The organism is Variovorax nitratireducens (genome assembly GCF_051216545.1).
In the GTDB taxonomy this organism is placed as follows: Bacteria; Pseudomonadota; Gammaproteobacteria; order Burkholderiales; family Burkholderiaceae_C; genus Variovorax.
In genome coordinates, this window is record NZ_JBPJZO010000005.1 from 153,047 (window position 1) to 176,196 (window position 23,150).

Genomic DNA, 23,150 nt, shown 5'->3' on the forward strand with positions numbered 1-23,150 from the left:
CCGTGACTGTTCTTTTGATTTCCGGCAGCCCGTCGGCGCCGTCCCGCTCGACCGCGCTGCTCGAAGCGGTGGGTGAGCGGCTCGCACGCCGCGGCGCCCGCATCGAACGCGTGGCCGTGCGCGAACTGCCGGCCCAGCCGCTGCTGCTGGCCGAGTGGGCCCACCCGGCCATCGCGCAGGCCATCGAGAAGGTGGCGCAGGCGCGCGTGGTGGTGGTGGCCACGCCGGTCTACAAGGCCGCCTACAGCGGCGTGGTGAAGGTGTTCCTGGATCTGCTCTCGCAAGGCGCGCTGAAGGGCAAGACGGTGCTGCCGCTGGCCACCGGTGGCAGTCCGCACCACATGCTGGCGCTGGACTACGCCTTGCGGCCGGTGCTGCAGGCGCTATCGGCGCGGCACATCCTGCCGGGCGTGTACGCCACCGACGCGCAGATCAGCCTGACGCCCGACGGCGCCTACCGCGTGCATGACGAGCTTTCGCTCCGGCTCGACGAGGCCGCCGAAACGCTCGCGGCCGAGGGGCTGAAGCTGCCGGCCACCCACGGCTTCGAGCCGGTGCATTTCTCGCGCGTGCGATGTAGCGTCTGAGCGACGGCAACCTGCCCGCCACCGCCGCTCCCCGAGCGGCATAGATCCCCCATTCCTGTTCGTTCCGCTTTTTGCCGCCGCTGTGCGGTGCGGGACAACGCACGCCTGAAAGACCTTGTCATGACCCGTATTCCGATTTCGCGCCGACGCCTGATCCAGGGCGCCGCCGGTGCCATCGCCTTGCCTTCGCTGGGCGTCCTGGCGCAAACGCCGCGCACCCTGCGCGTGGGCAACCAGAAGGGCGCGTTGAGCGTGCTCAAGGGCCGCGGCACGCTCGAGAAGCGCCTCGCACCGCTCGGCGTATCGGTCACCTGGACGGAGTTCAACGCCGGCCCGGTTCAGCTCGAAGCGCTGAACGTCGGCTCGATCGACTTCGGCGATGTGGGCGAGGCGCCGCCGATCTTCGCCCAGGCCGCCGGCGCGCCGCTGGCCTACGTGGCCGCGACCGTGCCGCGACCGGCGGCCGAGGCGGTGCTGGTGCCGAAAGACTCCGCGATCCGGAGCGTGGCCGATCTCAAGGGCAAGAAGATCGCGCTCAACAAGGGCTCCAACGTTCACTACTTCATCGTCAAGCTGGCCGAGAAAGCCGGGCTGCGCTACAGCGACCTGAGCGTGGTGTTCCTCGCGCCGGCCGATGCGCGCGCCGCATTCGAGAAAGGCTCCATCGATGCCTGGGTGATCTGGGATCCATTCCTCGCCGCCGCCGAACTCGCGCTGGGCGCGCGCGTGCTGGCCGACGGCCGCGGCGTGGTCGGCAACCGCGGCTACTACTTCTCTTCGCTGCCCTATGTCGCGAAGAACGCTGATGTGCTCAAGCTCGTGGTCGAAGAGATCGACAAGCTCGACCAGTGGGCGGTGGCGAACAAGAGCGCCTACGCCGGCGAACTCGCCACGCTGTGGGGCCTGCCCAAGCCGGTGGCCGACCTGTCGGTGAGCCGCGCGGCCTACGGCACCGGCCCGATCACCAAGGCGATCCTCGGCGAGCAGCAGCAGATTGCCGACACCTTCTTCGAGCTCAAGCTCATCCCGAAAAAGATCAACCTGCTCGAAGCGGCGGGCGCGGGGCTGGCATGAAGCGCAGGAACGCGACGGTGGCAACACCGGCGGCCCGGCAAAGCCGGTTCCGCGGTGCTTCCTGAACAACGGGCCTACAGGATTTTTTTATGAACATCTTCTGGTTTCTTCCCACGCACGGCGACAGCCGCTACCTGGGCACCGCCGAGGGCGCACGGCAGGTCGATCTGGCCTACCTGCAGCAGATCGCTGGCGCCGCCGACCGGCTCGGGTACGAGGGCGTGCTGATCCCGACGGGGCGCTCCTGCGAAGACCCGTGGGTCATCGCGTCGAGCCTGATCGGTGCGACGACCCGGCTCAAGTTCCTGGTCGCGGTGCGGCCGGGCCTGCACCAGCCGAGCCTGGCCGCGCGCATGGCGGCGACCTTCGACCGGCTCTCGGGCGGGCGCCTGCTGGTGAACCTCGTGACCGGTGGCGACCAGGCCGAGCTCGAAGGCGACGGCGTGTTCCTCGACCATGCGTCGCGCTATGAACAGTCGGCCGAGTTCATCCGCATCTGGCGCGAGATCATCTCGCGCAGCCACGACGGCCAGGCCTTCGACTACGACGGCAAGCACCTGAGCGTGAAGGGCGCCAAGCTGCTGTTTCCGCCTGTGCAGGCGCCGTATCCGCCGGTGTACTTCGGCGGCTCGTCGGAAGCGGCGCACGAGCTCGCGGCCGAACAGGTCGATACCTATCTCACCTGGGGCGAACCGCCGGCCGAGGTGGCGAAGAAAGTCGCGGACGTGAGGGCGCGTGCGGCGCGCAAGGGGCGCACCGTCCAGTTCGGCATCCGCCTGCACGTGATCGTTCGCGAGACCGAAGACGCTGCCTGGCGGGCGGCCGAAGACCTGATCAGCCGCGTCAACGACGACACGGTGATCCGCGCCCAGGCCGCCTTCGCGCGCATGGATTCCGAAGGGCAGCGCCGCATGGCGGCGCTGCATGCGGGCGGCAAGAAGCGAAGCCGTGCCGACCTGGAGATTGCGCCCAACCTCTGGGCCGGTGTCGGCCTGGTGCGCGGCGGCGCGGGCACTGCTCTGGTCGGCGACCCGAAGACCGTGGCGGCGCGCATCGAGGAATACGCGGCGCTCGGGCTCGACAACTTCATTCTCTCGGGCTACCCGCACCTGGAAGAGGCGTACCGCTTTGCGGAGCTGGTGTTTCCGCTGCTGTCCCTCGGCGCACGCAAGCAGCTCGCCGGCGGCTCGCTGAATGGCCCATTCGGCGAAGTCGTCGCCAACCTCGACGCGCCCTCGCGCCTTCATTCGCAAAGCTAAAAAAATGTCGCACACCCCCAGTCTTCGCGCACTTCGTGTCGCTCCGCCAACCCCCTTGCAGGGGGCAACACCTGCGGCCCGGCAAAGCCGGTTCCGCGGTGTTTCTGGCCTTCTGGACTCCTTCGTGCCATGGCTGGTGCCGGTTGGGCTGATCGTTGCCTGGCAGATCGCTTCGTCGCTCGGCTGGCTATCCACACGGGTGCTGCCGGCGCCGGTCGACGTGGTCAAGGCCGCATGGTCGCTGGCCGTGTCGGGCGAGCTTTGGACGCACGTGAAAGTGAGCGCGGGCAGGGCGCTCGCCGGCCTCGCCATCGGCGGCGGGCTGGGCCTGGCGCTGGGGCTGCTCACCGGCTCGGTCAGGTTCTTCGAAACACTGCTCGACTCGACCATCCAGATGGTGCGCAACATCCCCGCGCTGGCGCTGATTCCGCTGGTGATCCTGTGGTTCGGCATCGACGAGACGGCCAAGCTGTTCCTCATCAGCGTGTCGGTGTTCTTTCCGATCTACCTCAACACCTTTCACGGCATCCGCAACGTCGATCCGCAGCTCATCGAGATGGGCCGCACCTACGGCCTCAGCCGCTGGCAGCTCTACAAGGAAGTGATCCTGCCGGGCGCGCTGTCGTCGATCCTGGTCGGCCTGCGCTTCTCGCTCGGTCTCATGTGGGTGATCCTGATCGTGGCGGAAACCATTTCGGCCCAGGCCGGCATCGGGTACCTCACGATGAACGCCCGCGAGTTCCTGCAGACCGACATCGTGCTCGTGGGCATCCTGCTCTACGCGCTGCTCGGCAAGCTGGCCGACCTGTTCGCACGCGGACTGGAGCATTGGTGGCTGCGCTGGCATCCCGGCTACCAGAAGCACAAGCGCGCGGCCTGAACGAAGGAACACCCATGACCGAACCCACATCCCTCATCGGCGGCGTGAAACTCGAAGCGCGCGGCCTGCACAAGTACTACGGCGAGCGTGAAGTGCTGCGCAACACGCAACTCACCATCGAGCCGGGCCAGTTCATCGCGATCGTCGGGCGCAGTGGCTGCGGCAAGAGCACCTTGCTGCGGCTGATCGCGGGCCTCGAAGAGGCTTCCGACGGCGCGCTCTACACCGACGGCCGGCCGATTGATGGCCTGCACGACGACACACGGATCATGTTCCAGGAGGCACGCCTGCTGCCCTGGCGCCGCGTGCGCGACAACGTCACCCTCGGACTGCCGGCCGCTGCCCGGCATCGTGGCAGCGAAGTGCTGGCCCAGGTCGGCCTGGCCGACCGCGAGAACGAGTGGCCGGCGCGCCTCTCGGGCGGGCAGCGCCAGCGTGTGTCGCTGGCCCGCGCGCTGGTGCACCACCCGCGGCTGTTGCTGCTCGACGAGCCGCTGGGCGCGCTCGACGCGCTCACGCGCATCGAGATGCACCGGCTGATCGAAGACCTGTGGCTGCGCCACCGCTTCACTGCGCTGCTGGTGACGCACGACGTGCAGGAAGCCGTGGCGCTGGCCGACCGCGTGATCCTGATCGAGGACGGCCGCATTGCGCTCGACGAGAACATCGCGCTGGCCCGGCCGCGCTCACAGGGCGATCCGGCCTTTGCCGCCATCGAGAAACGCATCCTCGACCGGGTGCTGCAGAAGCCCGATCCGCAAGACGTGGAGCCCGCCAACGACACCCGCTGGACAGACGGCCCTGCGCATGTGCTGCGCTGGGCGCTGTAGATGTGCTCGCCCCCAGTCTTCGCGCACTTCGTGTCGCTGCGCCAACCCCCTGACCGGGGGCGATACCGGCGGCCCGGCAGAGCCGGTTCCGCGGTATCCCTGGCAATGCGGTATCCCTCTTTTTTTTAACACTTTTTCTTTTTTTACTCAGGAGTTCACCATGTCCATTCAAGCCATCAACGTCCGCAACCAGTTCAAGGGCAAGGTCAAGGAAATCATCCGCGGCGACGTCGTCTCCGAAGTCGATGTTGAAACCGCCTGGGGCATCGTCACCTCGGTCATCACCACGCGCTCGGTCGACGAGCTGCAACTGAAGCCCGGCTCCGACGTGGTCGCGCTGGTGAAGTCGACCGAAGTCTCGATCGCCAAGCTCTGAGCCGCAGCCAGCGGGGGCGACGCTGCACGACGCGCGGCGCCTGCCGCGCTATTCGGCCGTGATGTTGGCCTTCTTCACGATGCGCGCATAACGCTCGACCTCCGCGCGCAGGAACTGCGCCGAGGCCTCCGGCGTCATCGGACTGATGAGATTGCCCTGCTTGCCCATCGCCTCCATGGCTTCGGGCATGGCAAAGGCGGCGACCACGGCCGCATGCAGCCGCTTGACCTCGGCGGCCGGCAGTTTGGCCGGGCCGATCACTGCGAACCAGCCGGCTACGTCGAATTCCGGGAAGCCCTGCTCGGCGATCGTCGGCAAGTCCGGCAAGGCCGGCACACGGCTCTTGCCCATCACGCCAATCGCGCGCAACGCGCCGCTCTTGAGATGGCCCTGCGCTGCCGGCAGGGCCACCACGCCCATTTCCACCTGGCCGCCGATGATGTCGGCCACCATCGGGCCGGTACCCTTGTACGGAATGTGCCGCACGTTGACGCCAGCGGCGTCCATGAACATGGCACCGGCCAGGTGGATGATAGTGCCGTTGCCGGACGATGCGTAGTTGTAGGCGTCGGGCTTGGCCTTCAGCATCGCCTGCAGTTCCTTCGCGTTCTTTGCGGGCACCTTGGCCGGGTTCACCACCAGCAACAGCGGCGTGGCGCCAACCACCGAGATCGGCGTGATATCGGCGATGGCATCGAACGGCATCTTGGCGAACACGCTCGGATTGACCGCGTGGTTGTTCGACACGACACCGATGGTCAGGCCGTCCGCGGGCGCCTTGACCAGCGCGCTGGTGCCGGTGATGCCACCGGCGCCCGGCAGGTTCTCGATCACCACGGGCTGGCCGCCCAGCGCCTTGGTGAGCGAGGGCGCCACGGCACGCACGATGGTGTCGACGCCGGAGCCGGCACTGATCGGCAGGATCACGCGCAGCGGCTTGTCGGACGCGCGGGCCGCGCCGGCGCCCAATGCGCCGACTGCGCCCAGCACGAAGGACGTGGCGAGGAATGCGGTCATGCCGCGGCGCTGGAAGCTGTGGGTGGCGATGTTCATTTTTGTCTCCTTGGCTTTTCGGGATGGATGCGGGGTCAGGCGGCGACCGGCCGGGTCAGTCCGGCCAGCACCTCGTCGGTGTGCTGGCCGACGCGGGCCAGCGCCTGCCGCACGCCCGGGCGGCGGCCGCCCATCAAGAGCGGCAGCAGCACGACGTCGGTGGTGCCGCCGTCGTCGGTCTCCATCGGCACGAGGCCGCCGCTGGCCCTGAGATGCGGATCGTCGAGCAACTGGTCGGGCCGCATGATCGGGGCGTAGGGGATGCCCGCGGCCTCGAGCTTGGGCGAAAGCTCGTCGACGCGATGGTGCACAAGGATCTCGCCCAGGCGCTGCAGCAGAGCCGGCCGAACCGCGACGCGCTTCGCGTTGTCGGCCAGCGAAGGATCGGCCGCCAGCTCGGGCGCTTCAATCACGCGGCACAGGGTCTGGAACTGCTTGTCGCTGACGGCGCCGATGAAGAGCTGTTCGCCATCGGCGAGCGTGAACACGTCGTACACGCTCCAGGCCGAGACGCGCGAAGGCATCGGCGGCGCCGGCTCGCCAGTCATCGCGCATTGCTGCATGTGCTGCGACGAGAGGAACACGCAGTTCTCGAACAGGGCGCTCTGCACCTCCTGCCCGCGGCCGGTGAGTTCGCGTTCGCGCAGTGCGGCCAGCACGCCGATGGCGCCGAACATGCCGCCCATGATGTCGTTGACCGAGGTACCCGCGCGCAGCGGGCGCCCGACCGGGCCGGTCATGTACGACAGCCCGCCCATCATCTGCACCACCTCGTCGAGTGCGAGCCGTTTTTCGTAGGGGCCGGGCAGGAAGCCCTTGTGCGTGACGTAGATCAGGCGCGGGAATTTCTTCGACAGCGTTTCGTGATCGAGCCCGAAGCCCGCCATCAAGCCCGGACGGAAGTTCTCCAGCACCACGTCGCACTGGCCCGCCAGTTCGGTTGCGGTGGCGCGGCCTTCTTCGGTCGCAATGTCGATCACCACGCTCTTCTTGTTGCGGTTGAAGGAGCGGAAGAAGCCGATGCCCAGCCCGGGCAGCTTGCGCGTCTTGTCGCCGCCGGGCGGCTCGACCTTGATGACCTCGGCCCCGAGATCGGCCAGGATCATGCCGCAGGTCGGGCCCATGACCATGTGGGTGAATTCGAGGACGCGCACGCCCGCCAGCGGCAGAGGCGCTTCACGGTGAGCGCCGGCGAGAGGAAGGGTGTCTGGCATGAAGGCTTTCAGGCGGCGAGCGCCGCGGAGGAAGAGACGGGAAAGGTCTTGGGCAGGCCGGCCTGCCAGAGCGCGCCGTGCAGCGTCTCACCCGCGAGCCAGTCCGCGACGCGCGCACGCAGCGCCAGCAGCTGGGCGATGTCGATGCCGGTCGCGATGCCCATGCTGCCGAGCATGTAGGCTAGGTCTTCGGTCGAAACGTTGCCGCTTGCGCCGGGCGCGTGCGGGCAACCGCCGATGCCGGCCAGGCATGCGTCGAAGCGGGCCACGCCGACTTCGAGCGCGGCGTACACGTTGGCCAGGCCAAGGCCGCGGGTGTCGTGGAAGTGGCCGCACCAGAAGCGGTCGCCGGCGATCTGCAGGGCCTCTTCGAACAGCTCGCGCACCATGGCCGGGTCGGCATAGCCGACGGTGTCGGCCAGGCTCACGCGGTCGGCACCGGCGTCGAGCAGGGCCTGCATCAGGCGCAGCACTTCGCGCTTGTCCACATCGCCTTGCAGCGTGCAGCCGAACGCGGTGCCGACGCCGCCTTCGATCAGCGTCTTGCTGCCGGCGGCATCGCGCGCGGCGCGGATCTTCGCGACCTCTGCGACCACGTCGTCGGGTGTCTTGCGCAGGTTGGCCAGGCTGTGCGCGTGGCTGGCCGAAAGCGGCACGATCATCAGGTCGGCTTGAGCGGCGAGGGCGCTTTCGGCGCCGCGCAGGTTGGGCACCAGCACCGAGACGAACAGGCCGGGCAGCGTCTTCGCAAAGGCCACGAGCTCGGCCGTGTCGGCCAGTTGCGGCAGCAGCCGCGCCGGCACGAAGGAGCCGACCTCGATCTCGCGCTGGCCGGCTGCATGCGCCGCGCGGATCCACTCGCGCTTGTGCTCGGTGGGGAGGATCGTGGCAATGCTTTGCAGGCCGTCGCGCAATCCGACTTCGCGGATCACGGCGGCACCGGGCAGGCGGTGGCTGGCGGGGTTCATGGTCTTGTCTCCTGGAAGCTGGACTTTAGGGATTCCCGGTTCGATGCAAAAGCGGTAATCTGGAATGTCTGGCGTTCCAATCCGGAACTTCAAAATCCGTGGATCCATGCGCGACCTCGACCTCACCTCCCTGCGCCTGTTCGTCAGCGTCTGCGAAACCCGCAACATCGCCCGCGCCGGTGAACAGCACCACATCGTGGCCTCGGCCATCAGCAAGCGCCTCGCGCAGCTCGAAGCCGTGGTCGGCAACACACTGCTGGAGCGGCGCCGGCGCGGCGTGGTGCCCACGGCGGCCGGCGAGATCCTGCTGGAGCACGCACGTGCCATGCTGGCCGGCGCGGATCGCGTGGCGCGCGACATGGCGGCTTACGGCAAGGGCATCAAGGGGCAGGTGAGGGTACTGGCCTCGGTGTCGTCCATTGCCGAGTTCCTGCCCGACGACATCGCGGGCTTCCTGCAGGTGCCTGCGCACCGCGACATCCGCATCGACATCGAAGAGGCGGTGAGCCGCGACCTGGTGCGCGGCATCCGCGAGGGCATTGCGCCGCTCGGAATCTGCTGGGATGCGGCCGACCTGGAAGGCCTGCAGACGCGCAGCTACCGGCGCGACGAGCTCGCCATCATTGCCCACCCCTCGCACCCGATCGCCCGCCTGAAACGCTGCTCCTTCGAGCAGACGCTGCCGTTTGACCATGTGGGATTGCCGGCACCCACGGCGGTGCATACGATGCTGGCGCGCGCGGCCGCCATCATCGGCACGCCGGTCAATTACCGGGCGGTGGTCAGCACCTTCGACGCGTCCGTCCGCTGCGTGCGCGCGAAGCTGGGCATTGCGGTGGTGCCGCGCGAGGTGGCGGAGCCGGTGGCTGCCAGCTTCGGTTTGAAGGTGCTGCCGCTCACCGATAAATGGGCGCAGCGGCGCTTTGCGATCTGCTTTCACGACGAGAAGAAGCTGTCGCCCGCCGCACGGATGCTGGTGGCGCACCTGGAGGCGGTGGCCGCCGCCGCGCGCTAGGGGCGCGGTTCAGCGGCGCTGCGCAGGCCGTCGAGGACGCCGTACCCATTGCACAAGGGCCCGCCGTGGCAAGGCCGCTCGAACAGTGCGATGCTTCGCGCATCCGAACTGAGACGAGAGGCAAGGTATGGCGGATTTCCAGGTCGACGAGATCGTCACCTCGCTGCAGCAGGTGCGGCGCGAGTGGCGCGAGGGGCAGCAGCGGGCGCAGGAGGGCGGCGAACGCGAATTGCCGTCGCGCGACGTCATGGCCGAGGTGGTGGAGTCGCTCACCGGCGCGCTGTTTCCGATGCGGCTCGGGCCGACCGATCTGCGCCAGGAAAGCGAAGACTTCTATGTCGCCCACACGCTCGATGCGGCGCTGCACCATCTGTTCGCGCAGGCCACGCTCGAACTGCGGCACGAGCGGCGCCGCACGGCAGCCGAGCTGGCCGAACTGAGCGCCGACGCGCAGCAGCGCGTGCGCGCCTTCGCCGAGGCGTTGCCGGGCATTCGCCGGCTGCTCGACACGGACGTGATGGCCGCGTTCCATGGCGATCCGGCTGCGCGCAGCGTCGACGAGGTGCTGCTGTGCTATCCGGGCGTGCTGGCAATGATCCACCACCGCATGGCACACCAGCTCTACCAGCTGGGCCTCATGCTGCTGGCGCGCATCGTGGCCGAGCGCGCGCACGCGCAGACCGGCATCGACATCCATCCGGGCGCACAGATCGGCGCCGGCTTCTTCATCGACCACGGCACGGGCGTGGTGATCGGCGAGACCGCCGTCATCGGCGAGCGCGTGCGGCTCTACCAGGCCGTGACGCTCGGCGCCAAGCGCTTTCCGATCGACAGCGACGGCCATCTCAAGAAGGGCTTGCCGCGGCACCCGGTGCTGGAAGACGAGGTGGTGATCTATGCGGGCGCGACCATCCTCGGGCGCGTGACCATCGGCAAGGGCGCGACCATCGGCGGCAACGTGTGGGTCACGCAGGACGTGCCGGCCGGCTGCAGCGTCACCCAGGCGCTGTCGCGCGAGCTCGCGCGCGACACGGCGGCCGCCCCGGCGAAGTAGCCGCCCGGGACATACTCGGGCCCTGCCGTTGTCGTTGTTGTTTTGAAAGATTGCGCATGAACACCCCCTTCAATCCAGCCGCCGTGCTGGCCGTGGATCCCGCCACCGACCACACCCGCGGCCCGGCCGCAGCCCGTGTCACGCTGGTCGAGTACGGCGACTTCGAGTGCCCGTCGTGCCGGCAGGCGCATTCGGCGCTGAAGATCCTGCTGGCGCACTACGGCGAGCAGGTGCGCTTCGTGTTCCGACACTTCCCGCTGCGCGAAGTGCATCCGCATGCAGAGCTGGCGGCCGAGGCGGCCGAAGCAGCGGGCGCGCAGCACGGGTTCTGGCCGTTCTATGAGCTGCTGTTCGCCCATCAACTGCAGCTCGACGAGAAACACGTGCGTCGCTATGCCGAAGAGGCCGGCCTCGACATGGCGCGCTTCACGAACGAAATGCGCGACCACGTCTATCTGCAGCGCGTGCAGGAGCAGGTCGAAGGGGGGCGTCGCCTCGGCGTGCGCGGAACGCCGGCCTTCTATGTCAACGGGGAGTTCTGCGACGTGTCGTTCGGGGTGAACCACCTGCACACGGTGATCGACAAGGCGCTGGGCCGATGAGCGAGGCGTCCTCTACACAAGACTGCGACGTGCTGGTGGTCGGCGGCGGACCGGCTGGCTCCACCATCGCCGCCCTGCTGGCCCAGCAGGGGCGCGACGTGGTGCTGGTCGAGAAGGCGCACCACCCGCGTTTTCACATCGGCGAATCGCTGCTGCCGGCCAACGTGGAACTGTTCGAGCGCCTCGGCGTGCGCGACCAGGTCGACCGCATCGGCATGCCCAAGTTCGGCATCGAATTCGTTTCGCCGGAGCACGACCACACCAGCGCGGTCGAGTTTGCCGACGCCTGGAACAAGACCATGCCCTCGGCCTGGCAGGTGCGCCGCTCCGAGCTCGACGAGATGTTGTTTCGCAACGCCGCCACGCGCGGCGCACGCACGCTCGAGGGTTGCCGCGTTCGCGATGTGGCTTTCGACGCCGAGGGCGCCACGGTTCAGGCCGAACTGGACGACGGCACACGCCGCAACTGGCGCACGCGCTTCGTGGTCGACGCCACGGGACGCGACACGCTGCTGGCCAACAAGCTGCGCAGCAAGCGCAAGAACCCCGACCACAACAGCACCGCGCTGTTCGGCCATTTCACGAATGCCGAACGGCTCAAGGGCAAGCTCGAAGGCAACATCAGCATCTGCTGGTTTGCCCACGGCTGGTTCTGGTTCATTCCGCTGGCCGATGGCACCACCAGTGTCGGCGCAGTCTGCTGGCCCTACTACCTGAAGACGCGCGACAAGCCGATGAAGGAGTTCTTCACCGACACCATCGCGCTGTGCCCCGAACTCGCGCGCCGGCTCGAAAAGGCCACGCTGGTCGACGACGCGGTGCACGCCACCGGCAACTTTGCCTACAGCAGCGACCACGCGAGCGGCGACCGCTACCTGATGCTGGGCGACGCGTTCACCTTCATCGACCCGATGTTCTCGTCGGGCGTGTACCTCGCGATGCACAGCGCCTTCGACGGCGCCGACGTGGTGGCCACCCGGCTCGACCGGCCGGCCGAAGCCGACAAGGCGCGCGCGGCCTTCGAGGCCATGATGCGAAAGGGGCCGCGCGAGTATTCGTGGTTCATCTACCGCGTGACCAACCCGACCATCCGCGACATGTTCATGTACCCGGTCAACCCGCTGCGCGTGAAAGAGGCGCTGATGTCGCTGCTGGCCGGCGACATCTTCGGCGGCACGCCGTATTGGGGCCGGCTGCGGGTGTTCAAGATGCTGTACTACGGCATTTCCATCGCCAACCTGCGCCGCACCATCGCCGGCTGGAAGCGGCACCGCGCCAACATCCGCGATATTGGAAAGCTGCAGGACGAGACCATCCAACCCACCCCCTGACCTGACCGCAACGGAGACCCAATGAGCACCACCTACAGAATCGGCGTAGTGATCGGCAGCATCCGCAAGGACTCGCTCAACCGCAGGCTCGCGCTCGCGCTGGCTGCGCTGGCGCCCGAGGGCTTCACCTTCGAGCACCTGCGCATCGACGATCTGCCGCTCTACAACCAGGACGACGACGGCAACCAGGCGGCCTCGGTCAAGCGCCTCAAGACCGAGATCGCGGCCTGCCAGGGCCTGCTGTTCCTCACGCCCGAATACAACCGCTCGATGTCCGGCGTGCTGAAGAACGCGATCGACCACGCCTCGCGCCCCTACGGCCAGAGCGCCTGGGCCGGCAAGCCGGCCGGCGTGATCGGTATCTCGGTCGGCGCCATCGGCACCGCGCTGGCGCAGCAGCACCTGCGCAACGTGCTGGCCTACCTGGACGTGCCGACGCTGGGCCAGCCAGAAGCCTTCGTTCAGGTCAAGGACGACCTGTTCGACGACAAGGGCCACATCGGCAACGCGGGCACGAAGAAGTTCCTGCAAGGCTGGGTCGACAAGTACGTGGCCTGGGTCAAGACGCACAACGCCTGATCCGGCAGCTGTCTGGCGGCGGCCTGTTGCGTTCGGTAGCGCACAGAAGGCGGTTTGGGTTTTGCGCACACTTCGGCATCCAACCAGACCGGACGGAGCCGATGATGAGCATGGATGCGCAGATGCCGACGGCCACCGTTGCGGGGCGTAGCGACTGGTTTTGCCTGGAATCGACTTTTCGCTCCGAGGCCGAGGAGATCGAAGACGATGAGGAGCAGGCGCAGTACCACCTCGCCCGATTGAGCATCGACGACCTGAGCGTGCTCGCTCTGGCATGGCGAATCAGGGCGCAGCGGGGCGACAAGACCACGGCCGCCATTGCCGTGGCCCTGACCCTGGTCGCAGACAGGCGCCGTGATGCCGCAGTCGCCCGACTCCGCATTCTGGCCGCGTATCGCGCGTGGCCGCCGTTGCGCAAGCTGGCCGAGTGGGCGTTCGCGCCTCGATAGGGCTTCAGAGATAGTCCTCGTCCACGACCAGCGACAACACCGACCAGCGCAGCCGTTGCGCCCAGTTCGAATCGGGCTCCCGGTTCAGGATCCACTGGCGGCCGTCGCGCGCGTACCTCCACTGCAACGCGCCGCCGCCGGGTGCGTGGCCGACGCTGAAGCTTGTCGGCATGCGCTCCCTGCGGATCAGGTCGGCCAGTTCGCCCGCCAACGCGGGACTATCGACCACCAGGCCGAGCTCGGTGTTGCAGTTTGCCGAGCGCCGGTCCATGTTCATCGAGCCGACATAGAACCAGCGCCGGTCCACCACCGCCAGCTTGGCGTGAAGTCGGCCGAGCGAGCCGCGCCCTGATCCGGTCTCCACCACCGGATGCGATGCGCTCCTCGGCATCAGCTCGTACAGCGAGACGCCCAGCTTCAGCAGCGCCGAACGGTGACGCATGTAGCCGTGGTGAACCAGCGGCTCGTCGGTCGTCGCCAGCGAGTTCGTCATCACCGAGACCTGGGCGCCGCTCGAACTCGCGTGGCGGAACGCATCGATCATGCGGGCCATCGGCACGAAGTAGGGCGACACGACAAGCACCTCGGAGCGTGCCGTGCGGAGCAGTTCGAGGTTCGCGTTCATCACTGCGCCCTCGGAGCGCCCGGCGCCGCCCGCAGCCGCCTCGGGCCATTCGGCGGCGTCAGCGACCACGCGCACGCTGGCCGGCTGCAGCTCGACATGTCCGGCCCGGAGTTGGCTGCCGACGCCGCCGCGGCCCAGGGAATCGCGCGCACCTTCGGGCAGCACGAAGCGGGCCAGACCGCTCATGAGCGCGCCGAAGCGCGCGCGTGCCACAGCGGGGTCGGCGCGCGCACCGGCGATGGATTCGACCGTGTAGGTGTTCGGGCCGTTCCAGAAGGCATCGAAGGCGGCTGACAGTTCGCGCACCGCGGCGCCCGCGACCAGCACGTCCATGTCGATGAAGTGGGATGGCTCGCTGCTCCCGAAATAAGCGTCGGCGATGTTGCGCCCGCCGCAGATCGCGAAGCTGTTGTCTGCGACGAAGAGCTTGTTGTGCATGCGCCGGTTCACCCGCTCCAGCTGGTGCAGTGAAAGCAGCACCCGTGCGACCGCGCCGCCGGTGCGCACCGGCAGCGGATTGAACAGACGCAGCTCCACGTTGCGGTGCGCGGCCAGGCCGTCCAGCAGTCCGTCGTCGCCGCCGGCATAGAGGTCGTCGACCAGCAGGCGCACGCGCACGCCGCGTGCCGCTGCGTCGTGCAGCTCGCGCAGGAACTGCCGACCCGACAGATCGTTCGCGATCACGTAGTACTGCGCGTCGATGGAGATCTCGGCGCTGCGCGCGAGTGCGATCCGGGCGTCGAAAGCCTGGTCGCCGGCCGGCAGCAGGCGCAGGGCGGACGACTGCGGTCCGGCCGCCAGCGAGGCGGCGGCGACGCGCGCGAGCGTGCTCTGCTCGACATCCGTGCGGGCCTGCGATGCCGTCCGGAGCACGTCCTGCGGCAGCACGGCGCATCCGGTGAGCAGGGAGGCAAGGAGCAAGGCAAGCGCCAGGATCGCGCCGCAGCACCGGCGCGCGGCGCGGCGCCATGCCATGCAAAAGGGAGAGAGAGGCTTGGTCGTCATGGCGCTGTCCTTGCATCGAATGGCCTGCGTGAGCCGATGCCAGGGAGTCTTCCGCGTTGCCCGCGAAGCAACCATTGCGCGCCACGGCTAGGCGGCGCCGGACATCGCAGCGGCCGTCGGACTAGGCCTTCGGCGTAGGTCGCCGCCATCGCTTGTTCGGCGGCTTTGCGCTAACCTGCCGTTGAAGGCAAGGGGGTTCGCGCTGCGATGTCTGGAGCACCCTATGAAGGTTCTGCTGGTCGATGACCACGAGATCGTTTGGAACGGCACTCGCCTTCTGCTGGAACGGATGGCTGCCGAGATCGAGCCCGGTCGGCCCTTCGTGTTCGACGCCGTGCGCGATGTCGAGGCTGCGTGCAAGCTCGCGGCAACCGACCTCGATCTGGTTCTGCTCGACTACCACCTGCCGCAGCTCTCGGGCGTTGCCGCGCTGCGCGCGATCAAGGCGCAGTACGAGGCCACGCCGGTGTGCATGCAATCGGCCGAGAGTTCGCCGCAGCGCGTGCGCGAAGTGATCGAGGCAGGCGCTGCCGGCTTCGTCCCCAAGTCGTACCGCCTCGAGGACATGGAGGCCGCGTTGCGCGTCGTGCTGCGCCATCGCGTCTACCTGCCGGCGGAGTTCGTGCTGGCCGACGACGTGACGCGGGCCCGTGACCAGGACGAGCTGCCGCGCGAAGACCTCGCCCGCTTCCTGCGGGTCGAGCTTTCGCCGCGCCAGCGCGAGGTGCTGGCGCTGGCGATCCGCGGAACGCCGGTCAAGCTGATCGCAAGGCAGCTGTCGATCGCGGAAGGCACGGTCAAGGTGCACCTGTCGATGGTCTATCGCGCGCTGGGCGCGCGCAACCGCACCGATGCCCTGTGCCGCGTGTTCGACGCGCAGGCCGCCTGGGCGCTCGAGCCGGCATGAACGCCCCGGCCGCGCTGCTCGTAGAGGCGTCCGCCGAGCTGGACGAGCGTCGCCTCCAGGTGGTGGCAGAGCAGGCTGTGGGCTTGCGCTGGCAGATCCTGCTGACTGCGACCGTCGTCGCCGCGATCGCCTGGCAGGCCGTGCCCGCGCCGTTGGTGGCCGGCTGGTTCGTGGCGGTGATCGCGAGCCGGGAGTGGCGCGCCGCTGCGCTGGCGCGCATGGCGCGAGACCGTGCACAGCCGATCGCCCGGCGCCTGCGCGCCACCGTGCACTGGAACGTGCTGATCGGCGCCTGCAACGGGTCGGCGGCGTTCTTCATGGCCTGGCTCGATCCGGCGCTCGACGCGGTGCTCACCATGATTCTCGTTTCCTGGGGCGCGGGTGCCGTGTCCACCAGCGCGACGGTGATGCCGGCTTTCCTCGCCTATGCGGGCTTGCTCTTCGTGCCGACCGCCGCGATGTGGATGCTGGCCGGCGGCTGGCTCGGCTGGCTCGGCTGGGGGGTCGGGGCGCTGGTGCTGATGTTCTTTGGCGTGCAGATCCGTTTCGCGAAGCGCAACCTGCAGACCTTCGACGAGTCGTTCGGCATCCGGCTCGAGAACCAGGCGCTGGCCACCACACTGGAGTTCGAACGGGCGCAACTGGCCATCGCGCGCGATGCCGCGGTGCAGGCCAACAACGACAAGAGCCGCTTCCTGGCTGCCGCCAGCCACGACCTGCGGCAACCGCTGCAGGCGATGGCGCTCAACGTCGGGGCGCTGCGCCATGTGCCCATGGCGCCGGACGCGCAGGCGATCGTCGAGGTCGTGGACATCAGCCTGGAGCAGCTGCGCAGCATGCTCGACGCGCTGCTCGATGTGTCGAAGCTCGACGCCGGCGTGGTGGTTCCCCAGCCGAAGCGGGTGCGGCTGGACCGGCTCGTTGCCGCCGTGACGGGCGGCTTTGGCGCCACCGCGGCAGCACGCCGGATCGAGGTGCAGACAGCATGCCCGGCCGGCCTGGCCGTACAAACCGACCCCGACCTGCTGCGCCGGATGCTCGCCAACCTGGTCGACAACGCGATCAAGTTCACGCCCGAAGGCGGCAAGGTCGAGGTGCAGGTCGACGAGCGCGACGCCGAGGTCGGTGTCACGGTGCGCGACAGTGGTCCGGGCATCGCACCCGAACACCACCGGCTCGTGTTCGAAGACCTGGTTCAGTTGCAGGGCCGTGGCGCTGCCCCGGCCGCGGGGCACGGCCTGGGCCTCGGCATCGTGCGCCGCATGGCAGAGCTGCTGAAGGTGTCGGTCGCGCTCGAATCAAGCCCGGGCATGGGCGCCAGCTTTCGCCTCGGCTTGCCGCGCGCCTCGGGCGCCGACGCGGAGGGCGAAGACGCGCGCCTGCCGTGGAGCCTGGCCGGACGTTGCGTGCTGGTGCTCGAAGACGACCCGATGGTGCGCGGCGCCTACCTCAACGCGCTCGGCGCGATGGGCTGCCGCGTGCTGTCGGCCGCCACGATCGCAGAGGCGCTGCGCCACCTGGGCGAAAGCCGGCCCGACGTTGCGGTGGTCGACCACCGGCTGGGCGAAGGACGCTCTGGCTTCGAGGCGGTCGAGTCGCTGCGCGCGGCGCGGGCCGGGCTGCCGGTGGTCATCGTCACGGCCGACACCGATCAGGCGGTGGTCGAGACGGCCCGGCGGCAGGCGTTGCCGCTGCTGCGGAAGCCCGTCGACGACAACGCGCTGGGCCGTGCACTCGTTGCGGAGATCGATCGGGGCCTGAGGGCGCCCGGCCAACCCGTTGGGAGCTGCGCGTGACAAGCGGCAACGGCCACGCCGATGGTGGGCATCGGTGGATTTCGGAGGCGGCCGAAGTGCTCGTCCAGGAGGTCGAGGCGGCACCACCCGGCGCACTGCATTGCGAGGTGCTGGTGATCGGAAGCGGTTACGGCGGTGCGGTCGCGGCGGCGCGGCTGGCGGGCGCACGTCCCAGCGGCGCCCCGGCCGACGAAACCCCGAAGCCGCCGATCCGGGTCTATGTGCTGGAGCGCGGCAACGAATACCTGCCGGGCGAGTTTCCGGCCACCTTCGGCGAACTGCCGGGGCACGTGCGGTTCAGCCGCGGGGACGGACAACCGGCGCGCGGCAATGCCTCGGGGTTGTTCGACGTCCGGCTTGGTGGCAAGGTCAACGCGCTGCTGGGCAACGGGCTGGGCGGAGGCTCGCTGATCAATGCGGCGGTGATGGAGCGTGCGACCACGGACGCATTCGCCGGATCGGCATGGCCCGCCGGCATCGACCGGGGGTCGCTCGCGCCGCACTATGCCTGCGCCGAAGCCATGCTGGGCATCGAGCAGATTCCCGGCAGCGTCTCCAAGCTGGATTCGCTGCTCGCGGCCGGTCGGCAGATGCGCGCCAGAACCCGGCGCAAGGCATGGGTTGCCATTGCCTTCAAGGAGCACACGCGCACGGCCGCCAACGTGGCGATGCATCCCTGCCTGCAATGCGGCGACTGCGTGAGCGGCTGCAACCACCGGGCCAAGAAGTCGCTCGACACCAACTACCTGGCGCTGGCCCGGGCCCGCGGCGCGCGCCTGTTCTGCGGCGCCACCGTGCACCGGATCCTGCCGCTGCCCGCGGACGGCGGCTACGCGGTCGAGTTCTTCTTCACCGACCGGCGCAAGGCGCGCACCGACAACGCGAAACCCTATGTGCTGCGCGCGCAGTGGGTGATTCTGGCCGCGGGGACGTTGGGCTCCACCGAGATCCTGCTGCGCTCGAACAAGCAGGGCGGCTTGGCCGTCGCCGCAAAGGCGCTCGGCGCGGGTTTCTCGACCAACGGCGACATGATCGCCGTGGCCTGCGACCAGAAGCAGGAGGCGCTGTCGAGCGCGCTGGAGGGCGACGCGCCCGCGGAACGCCACATCGGGCCGACCATTACCGGCCTGTTGCGGACAGCTCCGGCGAAAGGGGAGCGTCCGCTGGTGATCGAAGAGTTCGCGATCCCGGCGCCGCTGCGGCGCCTGCTCGCCGAAGTGGTGGCAACGACCGACGCCCTGCAGGGCCTGGCGCGCATGGATTTCGACCTCCATGCGCCGCACGAGCAGAAGCCCGACCCGCTCTGCGTGGACGACGAGGTTCTGCGCCGCACGCCGGTCTACGGAATGATGGGGGACGACGGTGCCGGTGGCACGATCCACTTCACCGGCGACGACATGCCGATGGCCGATGCGCAGGTTCGCATCGAATGGGACGCGGTCGCGGAGCAGCCGGTGTTCCAGGCACAGATGAACGCCCTGCATGCCGCGCACGACGCCTTTCACGGGCTGGGCGGACGCGTGTTGCCGAATCCGTTGTGGAGCCCGCTGCCGCCGTTCCAGGTGCTGGGCGATCCGCCGCCGGCGGTGGGCGCGGTGACGACGGTTCATCCGTTGGGTGGATGCCGTATGTCGGATTGCCGCGAAACCGGCGTGGTGGATGGCTGGGGCCGTGTCTACAGCAGTGAGGGCGCCACGCAGGCCCTGCTGTGCGGGCTGGCCGTGCTCGACGGCTCGATCGTGCCAGTTTCGCTCGGCATCAACCCTTCGCTGACCATCGCGGCGCTGGCCGAGCGCGCGATCCCGGTGCTGGCTGACGACTGGGGCCTGGAACTGCTCGAGGCGACGCAGCCGGCCGCGTCGGAACGCCCCTTGCGGCGCGACCTGACCCGCCCGCGCGCGCCGGCGAAGACGGTCGTCTCGATGCAGGAGCGAATGACGGGCCGCGTCCGCATCGATGGCAGCGACTTCGATCTTTCCGCCGAGGTTGTCTTCGAGCCGGCCGAGATCCAGTCGCTTCGCACCCTGCCGAGGGCACTGAAGCAGACCGCGGTCGTGCGCTTCGGCCGGGGTGACGACGCGCCCGAGGCGCAGTGCGAAGGCATGGCCTCGATTCTCGTGCGCGAGAAGTGCGACGCCATCGTGCGCATCCTTCGCACGCAGCAACTCGCGCGCAGCAAGCTGGGCAAGCTGATCGGCAACGGCGACCTTTCGGGCGCGAGCACCAGCGACTTGCTTGCGCTGTGCTCGCATCTGGGCGCGGTGCGCCTGATCCAGTACGACTGGACGGTGTTGGCTGCCCCGGACGGCTCGCCGCTGCGGCCAGGCGATCGCCTGCGCCTGACCAAGCGCATCGAATTCGTCGAAGGCGGCAACCCGTGGCGGCAGTTGAGCGAGGGCGAGCTCGAACTGGTACGCCCCGCCGGGCCGGAAAGGCTCGGCCGGCTGGTGCTCGATCCCTCCTATTTCGTCGAGAAGCTGCAACCGCTGCTGCGCGTCGAGCGTCAGGAAGATCAGCCGAACCAACTCGGAGATCTGATCGAACTCGCGCTGTGGGTGCTGCGCACCGTGCTGCAGATCCACCTGCTCGATTTCCTGCCGCCGCTTGACCAGTCCAAGCGCGTTGACCAGCGGCTGCCGGGAGCGGTCGGCGCGGTGGTGCCGGATCGGCTGCCGGTCGAGCCGGCCGCAGCCGCGTACGCCGGTCCGCCGGCGCAGCGCCTGCTGTCGCGCTACCGGCCGCCATCGCGCCGCGCCGGCACCCGGCCCGTGCTGCTGATCCACGGCTACGGCGCGAGCGGCTCGACCTTCGCGCACGAGAGCATCCCGGGCAACCTGGTGGCGGCCCTGCTCGGTGCGGGGCGCGAGGTGTGGGTGCTCGACCTGCGAACCAGCATCGGGTTCACGGGCCCGCGGCGCTACTGGTCGTTCGACGAGGTCGCGATGGCCGACATTCCCGATGCCATCGAGACCCTGCGCCGGGCCTATGCGGATTCCGGCGACGGCAAGGTCGACGTGGTGGCCCATTGCATCGGGGCGGCCATGTTCAGCGTGGCCGTGCTGCGTTCGCCGGATCTGCACCAACGCATCGGCGCGGTCGTGCTCTCGCAGGTCGGGCCGCTGGTTCGGGCGACCGGCTTCAACCGCTTCCGCGGTTTTGTCGCCAGCTACCTGCAGCAGTACATCGGCGTCGAGCAGTTCGACACGCGGCCGGCCGGCCTCGGCGCGTCGATGAGTTTCCTCATCGACGGGTTGCTCGCGACCTTTCCCTATCCCGACGGCGACGGCGAGGCCGAGCGCCTCCAGACCGTGCCCGGCTTCGCCGTCGTGCGGCACCGCGCCGACGCCATCTTCGGCCAGACCATGCGGTTGCGAAACGTCGGCGACGCAACGTTGCAGGCGCTGGACGCGATCTATGGCTTCGTGATGGTGCGGGGTCTGGCGCAGGTGGCCCACTACGCGCGCGAGCAGGTTCTGACCGATGCCGGTGGCCAGAACCAGGCGGTCGCCTTCGAGCGCCTGGGCGAACGCTTCGGTTTTCCGTTGCTGCTGCTGCACGGGCGGCAGAACGCCGTGTTCGACTGGCGCGGTTCGTACGACAGCTTCTGGCTGCTCAAGCGTGTCTTCGGCAAGGACGGCGGCCTGCCCCAGAAGCCGCCCGAGCCGCCCGAGGGCGACCTCGCGCTGGGGCAGGGCACGCCGCGCCAGTTGCTGGTGCTCGGCGAGTACGGCCACCAGGACACGCTGATCGGCGAGAAGGCCTGCGACGACGTGTTCCCGCGCATCGTCGGGTTCCTGGACGAGTTCCGCACGTTGCCCGGCTCCGGCAGCCCGAACCCGCCCGATTGGGTCGCGCGCTTGCCCGCGACCGGCCCCTGGCTCGGCCATGTGGCCCGGCGTGCCGACCAGCCGGGCAAGCTCCACTGCCGGCTGGCGCTGCGTCCGCCGCCGGCCCATGCCACCGCCCGCTGCGTGGTGTTCGTACCGGCACGACGCCAGGGCGAACGATGGAGCTTCGATGCCGCGTCGATGGTGGCGATCGAGACCACGCGTGAGACGCTGCTGCACGAAGCGCTGCAGGTCGAACTGTTCGATGCACGGCTGGGCGACTACCAGGGCTTTGCCGTGCTCACCGCGCACGACGACCTGCCGGTCGATCGCAGCGCGGTCGACATCCTGGGTGCCAGGCTGGCCGGCACGCTGTTCGCGCAGCCGGATCGCGCGCCGATCGACGAGATCCGCGTGCAGGTCGAGCGCACGCTCGCCGGCGCGAACGCGCAGCAGCTTGCGTTTGCGGTGATCCGCCTCGATGCCGCATGGATCGGTGCGGCACAGCCGGCCGAAAGCCCCGCGCAGGCGTCGCTGTGCTTCGCGCTAGCGAGTTGCCAGTACGTGCCCGGGCTGGTCGACCGGCTGCCCGCGCAGGCCTCCATGGCACGGCTGGCCAGGCGGCTTGAGGCCTCGTCCTCGTCGGCAAAGCCGCAACTGCTGCTGCTCGCCGGAGATCAGGTCTACGTGGACCAGACCGCGGGACTGTTCGTGCCTGCAGGCGGCGACGACGTCGGCCAGGCGTATGCACTGAACTTCGGGCTGCAGGCGCTGCGCGAGGTGGCGGCGTCTATGCCTTGCTATCCGCTGCTCGACGACCACGAGGTCATGGACGATTGGGAGCCGGGCGCCGATCCCTACGGCGAGCCCGGAACCGCCGCCGCGCTCGGCGCCTATGCCGCGCAGCAGCACAAGCTCGTGCACGGCGCGAGGCCGGACTCGATCGACCAGCGCCCGTTCGACTACCGGATCGCGCCCGCCGGCTTTCCGTTTTTCATGCTCGACACGCGCAGCCTGCGCGAGCGCCGCGCGCTGCGAGACACGGGCAGCGCAAAGCTGCTGGATCAGGCGGCCATCCGTGCCCCATCCGGCATGGACGACCTCCGGAAGTGGCTGGAGGCGTCGCCTGCGGACTTGCCGAAGTTCGTGGTCTCGCCAGTGGCGTTGTTCCCGCTGCCGCGGGCGGCCGCATTCGGCGACCCCGCGGAACGGCTCGGGCTGGACGACTGGAGCGGCTACCCCGCGTCGCAACAGGCCCTGCTGGAGCTGCTGCGCGACAGCAGCGCGCGCAACGTCGTGATCCTTTCGGGGGATCGGCACATGTCGAGCGTTTCGAGCCTGTGGCTCGAAGGCCCGTCCGGCCCGGTGGAGGTGATCTCGATCGTGTCTTCGGGCCTGTATGCGCCCTGGCCCTTCGTCAACGCGCGGCCCGACGAGTTCTGGCTCGACGGCCCGCTCGAACTGCGCTTCCCGACCGCCACGCTGCAGGCCACGATGGCGACCGCGGCGGTTGGCACGCGGGATGGCTATGCGGTCGTCCTTGTCAACCGTGATCCGGGCGGGCACTGGCAGATCAGCGTCACGCTCGACCTCGACGGCGGCACGACCCGATGCACGCGCAGTCTCGATCCGGCCGGCGATCGAAGCTGGAAAGTCGAGGGGCCTGCCCGTTTTGCGCGCGCGCCATCAGCGCGGCAGTAACGCGCCGCCATCGGCGCG

19 protein-coding genes are annotated in these 23,150 nt (G+C 68.9%); 15 read left to right on the forward strand and 4 right to left on the reverse strand.

Annotated elements, in window-relative coordinates; translation table 11 throughout:
• Positions 1 to 2: 2 nt before the first annotated feature.
• The 6 genes from ssuE (at position 3) to ACSFA8_RS15270 (ending at position 5,006) form a co-directional block, all read left to right on the forward strand.
• Positions 3 to 587, forward strand: coding sequence for an NADPH-dependent FMN reductase (gene ssuE / locus ACSFA8_RS15245; RefSeq protein ID WP_435480342.1), 585 nt, complete (start codon positions 3 to 5; stop codon positions 585 to 587).
• A gap of 120 nt (positions 588 to 707) precedes the next feature.
• The gene (locus ACSFA8_RS15250) at positions 708 to 1,661 is read left to right on the forward strand and encodes a sulfonate ABC transporter substrate-binding protein (RefSeq protein ID WP_435480343.1); all 954 of its coding nucleotides are present in this window, start codon (positions 708 to 710) and stop codon (positions 1,659 to 1,661) included.
• 89 nt (positions 1,662 to 1,750) lie between these two features.
• Positions 1,751 to 2,920: an FMNH2-dependent alkanesulfonate monooxygenase gene (gene ssuD, locus ACSFA8_RS15255; RefSeq protein ID WP_435480344.1), complete on the forward strand. Its 1,170-nt coding sequence runs from the start codon at positions 1,751 to 1,753 to the stop codon at positions 2,918 to 2,920.
• 4 nt (positions 2,921 to 2,924) lie between these two features.
• Positions 2,925 to 3,800, forward strand: coding sequence for an aliphatic sulfonate ABC transporter permease SsuC (ssuC, locus tag ACSFA8_RS15260; protein ID WP_435480345.1), 876 nt, complete (start codon positions 2,925 to 2,927; stop codon positions 3,798 to 3,800).
• 14 nt (positions 3,801 to 3,814) lie between these two features.
• The gene (locus tag ACSFA8_RS15265) at positions 3,815 to 4,630 is read left to right on the forward strand and encodes an ATP-binding cassette domain-containing protein (protein ID WP_435480346.1); all 816 of its coding nucleotides are present in this window, start codon (positions 3,815 to 3,817) and stop codon (positions 4,628 to 4,630) included.
• Between the two features lie 160 nt (positions 4,631 to 4,790).
• On the forward strand, positions 4,791 to 5,006 hold the full coding sequence (locus ACSFA8_RS15270) for a TOBE domain-containing protein (RefSeq protein WP_286544657.1): 216 nt from the start codon (positions 4,791 to 4,793) through the stop codon (positions 5,004 to 5,006).
• Between the two features lie 48 nt (positions 5,007 to 5,054).
• Here the strand turns inward: ACSFA8_RS15270 and ACSFA8_RS15275 are convergent, their stop codons facing one another.
• From ACSFA8_RS15275 to ACSFA8_RS15285, 3 genes are read right to left on the reverse strand one after another with little or no spacing between them, the layout of a single operon-like run.
• Positions 5,055 to 6,059, reverse strand: coding sequence for a tripartite tricarboxylate transporter substrate binding protein (locus tag ACSFA8_RS15275; protein ID WP_435480347.1), 1,005 nt, complete (start codon positions 6,057 to 6,059; stop codon positions 5,055 to 5,057).
• A 35-nt stretch (positions 6,060 to 6,094) separates the two neighbouring features.
• Positions 6,095 to 7,273 (reverse strand): CaiB/BaiF CoA transferase family protein, encoded by a 1,179-nt coding sequence (locus ACSFA8_RS15280; protein WP_435480348.1) that lies wholly within the window; start codon positions 7,271 to 7,273, stop codon positions 6,095 to 6,097.
• A gap of 8 nt (positions 7,274 to 7,281) precedes the next feature.
• The gene (locus ACSFA8_RS15285) at positions 7,282 to 8,241 is read right to left on the reverse strand and encodes a hydroxymethylglutaryl-CoA lyase (RefSeq protein ID WP_435480349.1); all 960 of its coding nucleotides are present in this window, start codon (positions 8,239 to 8,241) and stop codon (positions 7,282 to 7,284) included.
• Positions 8,242 to 8,347: 106 nt separating this feature from the next.
• Here ACSFA8_RS15285 and ACSFA8_RS15290 point away from each other — a divergent pair, with 106 nt between their 5' ends.
• The 6 genes from ACSFA8_RS15290 (at position 8,348) to ACSFA8_RS15315 (ending at position 13,271) form a co-directional block, all read left to right on the forward strand.
• Positions 8,348 to 9,256: a LysR family transcriptional regulator gene (locus ACSFA8_RS15290; protein ID WP_435480350.1), complete on the forward strand. Its 909-nt coding sequence runs from the start codon at positions 8,348 to 8,350 to the stop codon at positions 9,254 to 9,256.
• Between the two features lie 127 nt (positions 9,257 to 9,383).
• A complete protein-coding gene (epsC, locus tag ACSFA8_RS15295) occupies positions 9,384 to 10,310 on the forward strand; it encodes a serine O-acetyltransferase EpsC (RefSeq protein WP_435480351.1) in 927 nt (308 codons plus the stop codon).
• Positions 10,311 to 10,366: 56 nt separating this feature from the next.
• Complete coding sequence (locus tag ACSFA8_RS15300) at positions 10,367 to 10,912, forward strand: DsbA family protein (protein ID WP_435480352.1); 546 nt, start codon at positions 10,367 to 10,369, stop codon at positions 10,910 to 10,912.
• A complete protein-coding gene (locus ACSFA8_RS15305) occupies positions 10,909 to 12,243 on the forward strand; it encodes an NAD(P)/FAD-dependent oxidoreductase (protein ID WP_435480353.1) in 1,335 nt (444 codons plus the stop codon). Before ACSFA8_RS15300 ends, ACSFA8_RS15305 begins: the two co-directional genes overlap by 4 nt.
• A gap of 21 nt (positions 12,244 to 12,264) precedes the next feature.
• Positions 12,265 to 12,822: an NADPH-dependent FMN reductase gene (locus ACSFA8_RS15310; RefSeq protein WP_435480354.1), complete on the forward strand. Its 558-nt coding sequence runs from the start codon at positions 12,265 to 12,267 to the stop codon at positions 12,820 to 12,822.
• A 110-nt stretch (positions 12,823 to 12,932) separates the two neighbouring features.
• The gene (locus tag ACSFA8_RS15315) at positions 12,933 to 13,271 is read left to right on the forward strand and encodes a hypothetical protein (protein WP_435480355.1); all 339 of its coding nucleotides are present in this window, start codon (positions 12,933 to 12,935) and stop codon (positions 13,269 to 13,271) included.
• A 4-nt stretch (positions 13,272 to 13,275) separates the two neighbouring features.
• Here the strand turns inward: ACSFA8_RS15315 and ACSFA8_RS15320 are convergent, their stop codons facing one another.
• A complete protein-coding gene (locus tag ACSFA8_RS15320; protein ID WP_435480356.1) occupies positions 13,276 to 14,901 on the reverse strand; it encodes a phospholipase D-like domain-containing protein in 1,626 nt (541 codons plus the stop codon).
• A 223-nt stretch (positions 14,902 to 15,124) separates the two neighbouring features.
• On the opposite strand from ACSFA8_RS15320, the gene ACSFA8_RS15325 reads away from it, so the two are divergent.
• Genes ACSFA8_RS15325 through ACSFA8_RS15335 form a run of 3 tightly spaced genes read left to right on the forward strand, consistent with a single transcriptional unit; the run spans position 15,125 to position 23,132 of the window.
• Positions 15,125 to 15,808 carry a response regulator gene (locus ACSFA8_RS15325; RefSeq protein WP_286620555.1) on the forward strand — a complete coding sequence of 228 codons (684 nt, stop codon included), beginning with the start codon at positions 15,125 to 15,127 and terminating at the stop codon, positions 15,806 to 15,808.
• Complete coding sequence (locus tag ACSFA8_RS15330; RefSeq protein ID WP_435480357.1) at positions 15,805 to 17,604, forward strand: ATP-binding response regulator; 1,800 nt, start codon at positions 15,805 to 15,807, stop codon at positions 17,602 to 17,604. The genes ACSFA8_RS15325 and ACSFA8_RS15330 overlap by 4 nt, the downstream gene beginning before the upstream one ends.
• Positions 17,601 to 23,132, forward strand: coding sequence for an alpha/beta fold hydrolase (locus tag ACSFA8_RS15335; RefSeq protein WP_435480358.1), 5,532 nt, complete (start codon positions 17,601 to 17,603; stop codon positions 23,130 to 23,132). Before ACSFA8_RS15330 ends, ACSFA8_RS15335 begins: the two co-directional genes overlap by 4 nt.
• Positions 23,133 to 23,150: the final 18 nt, after the last annotated feature.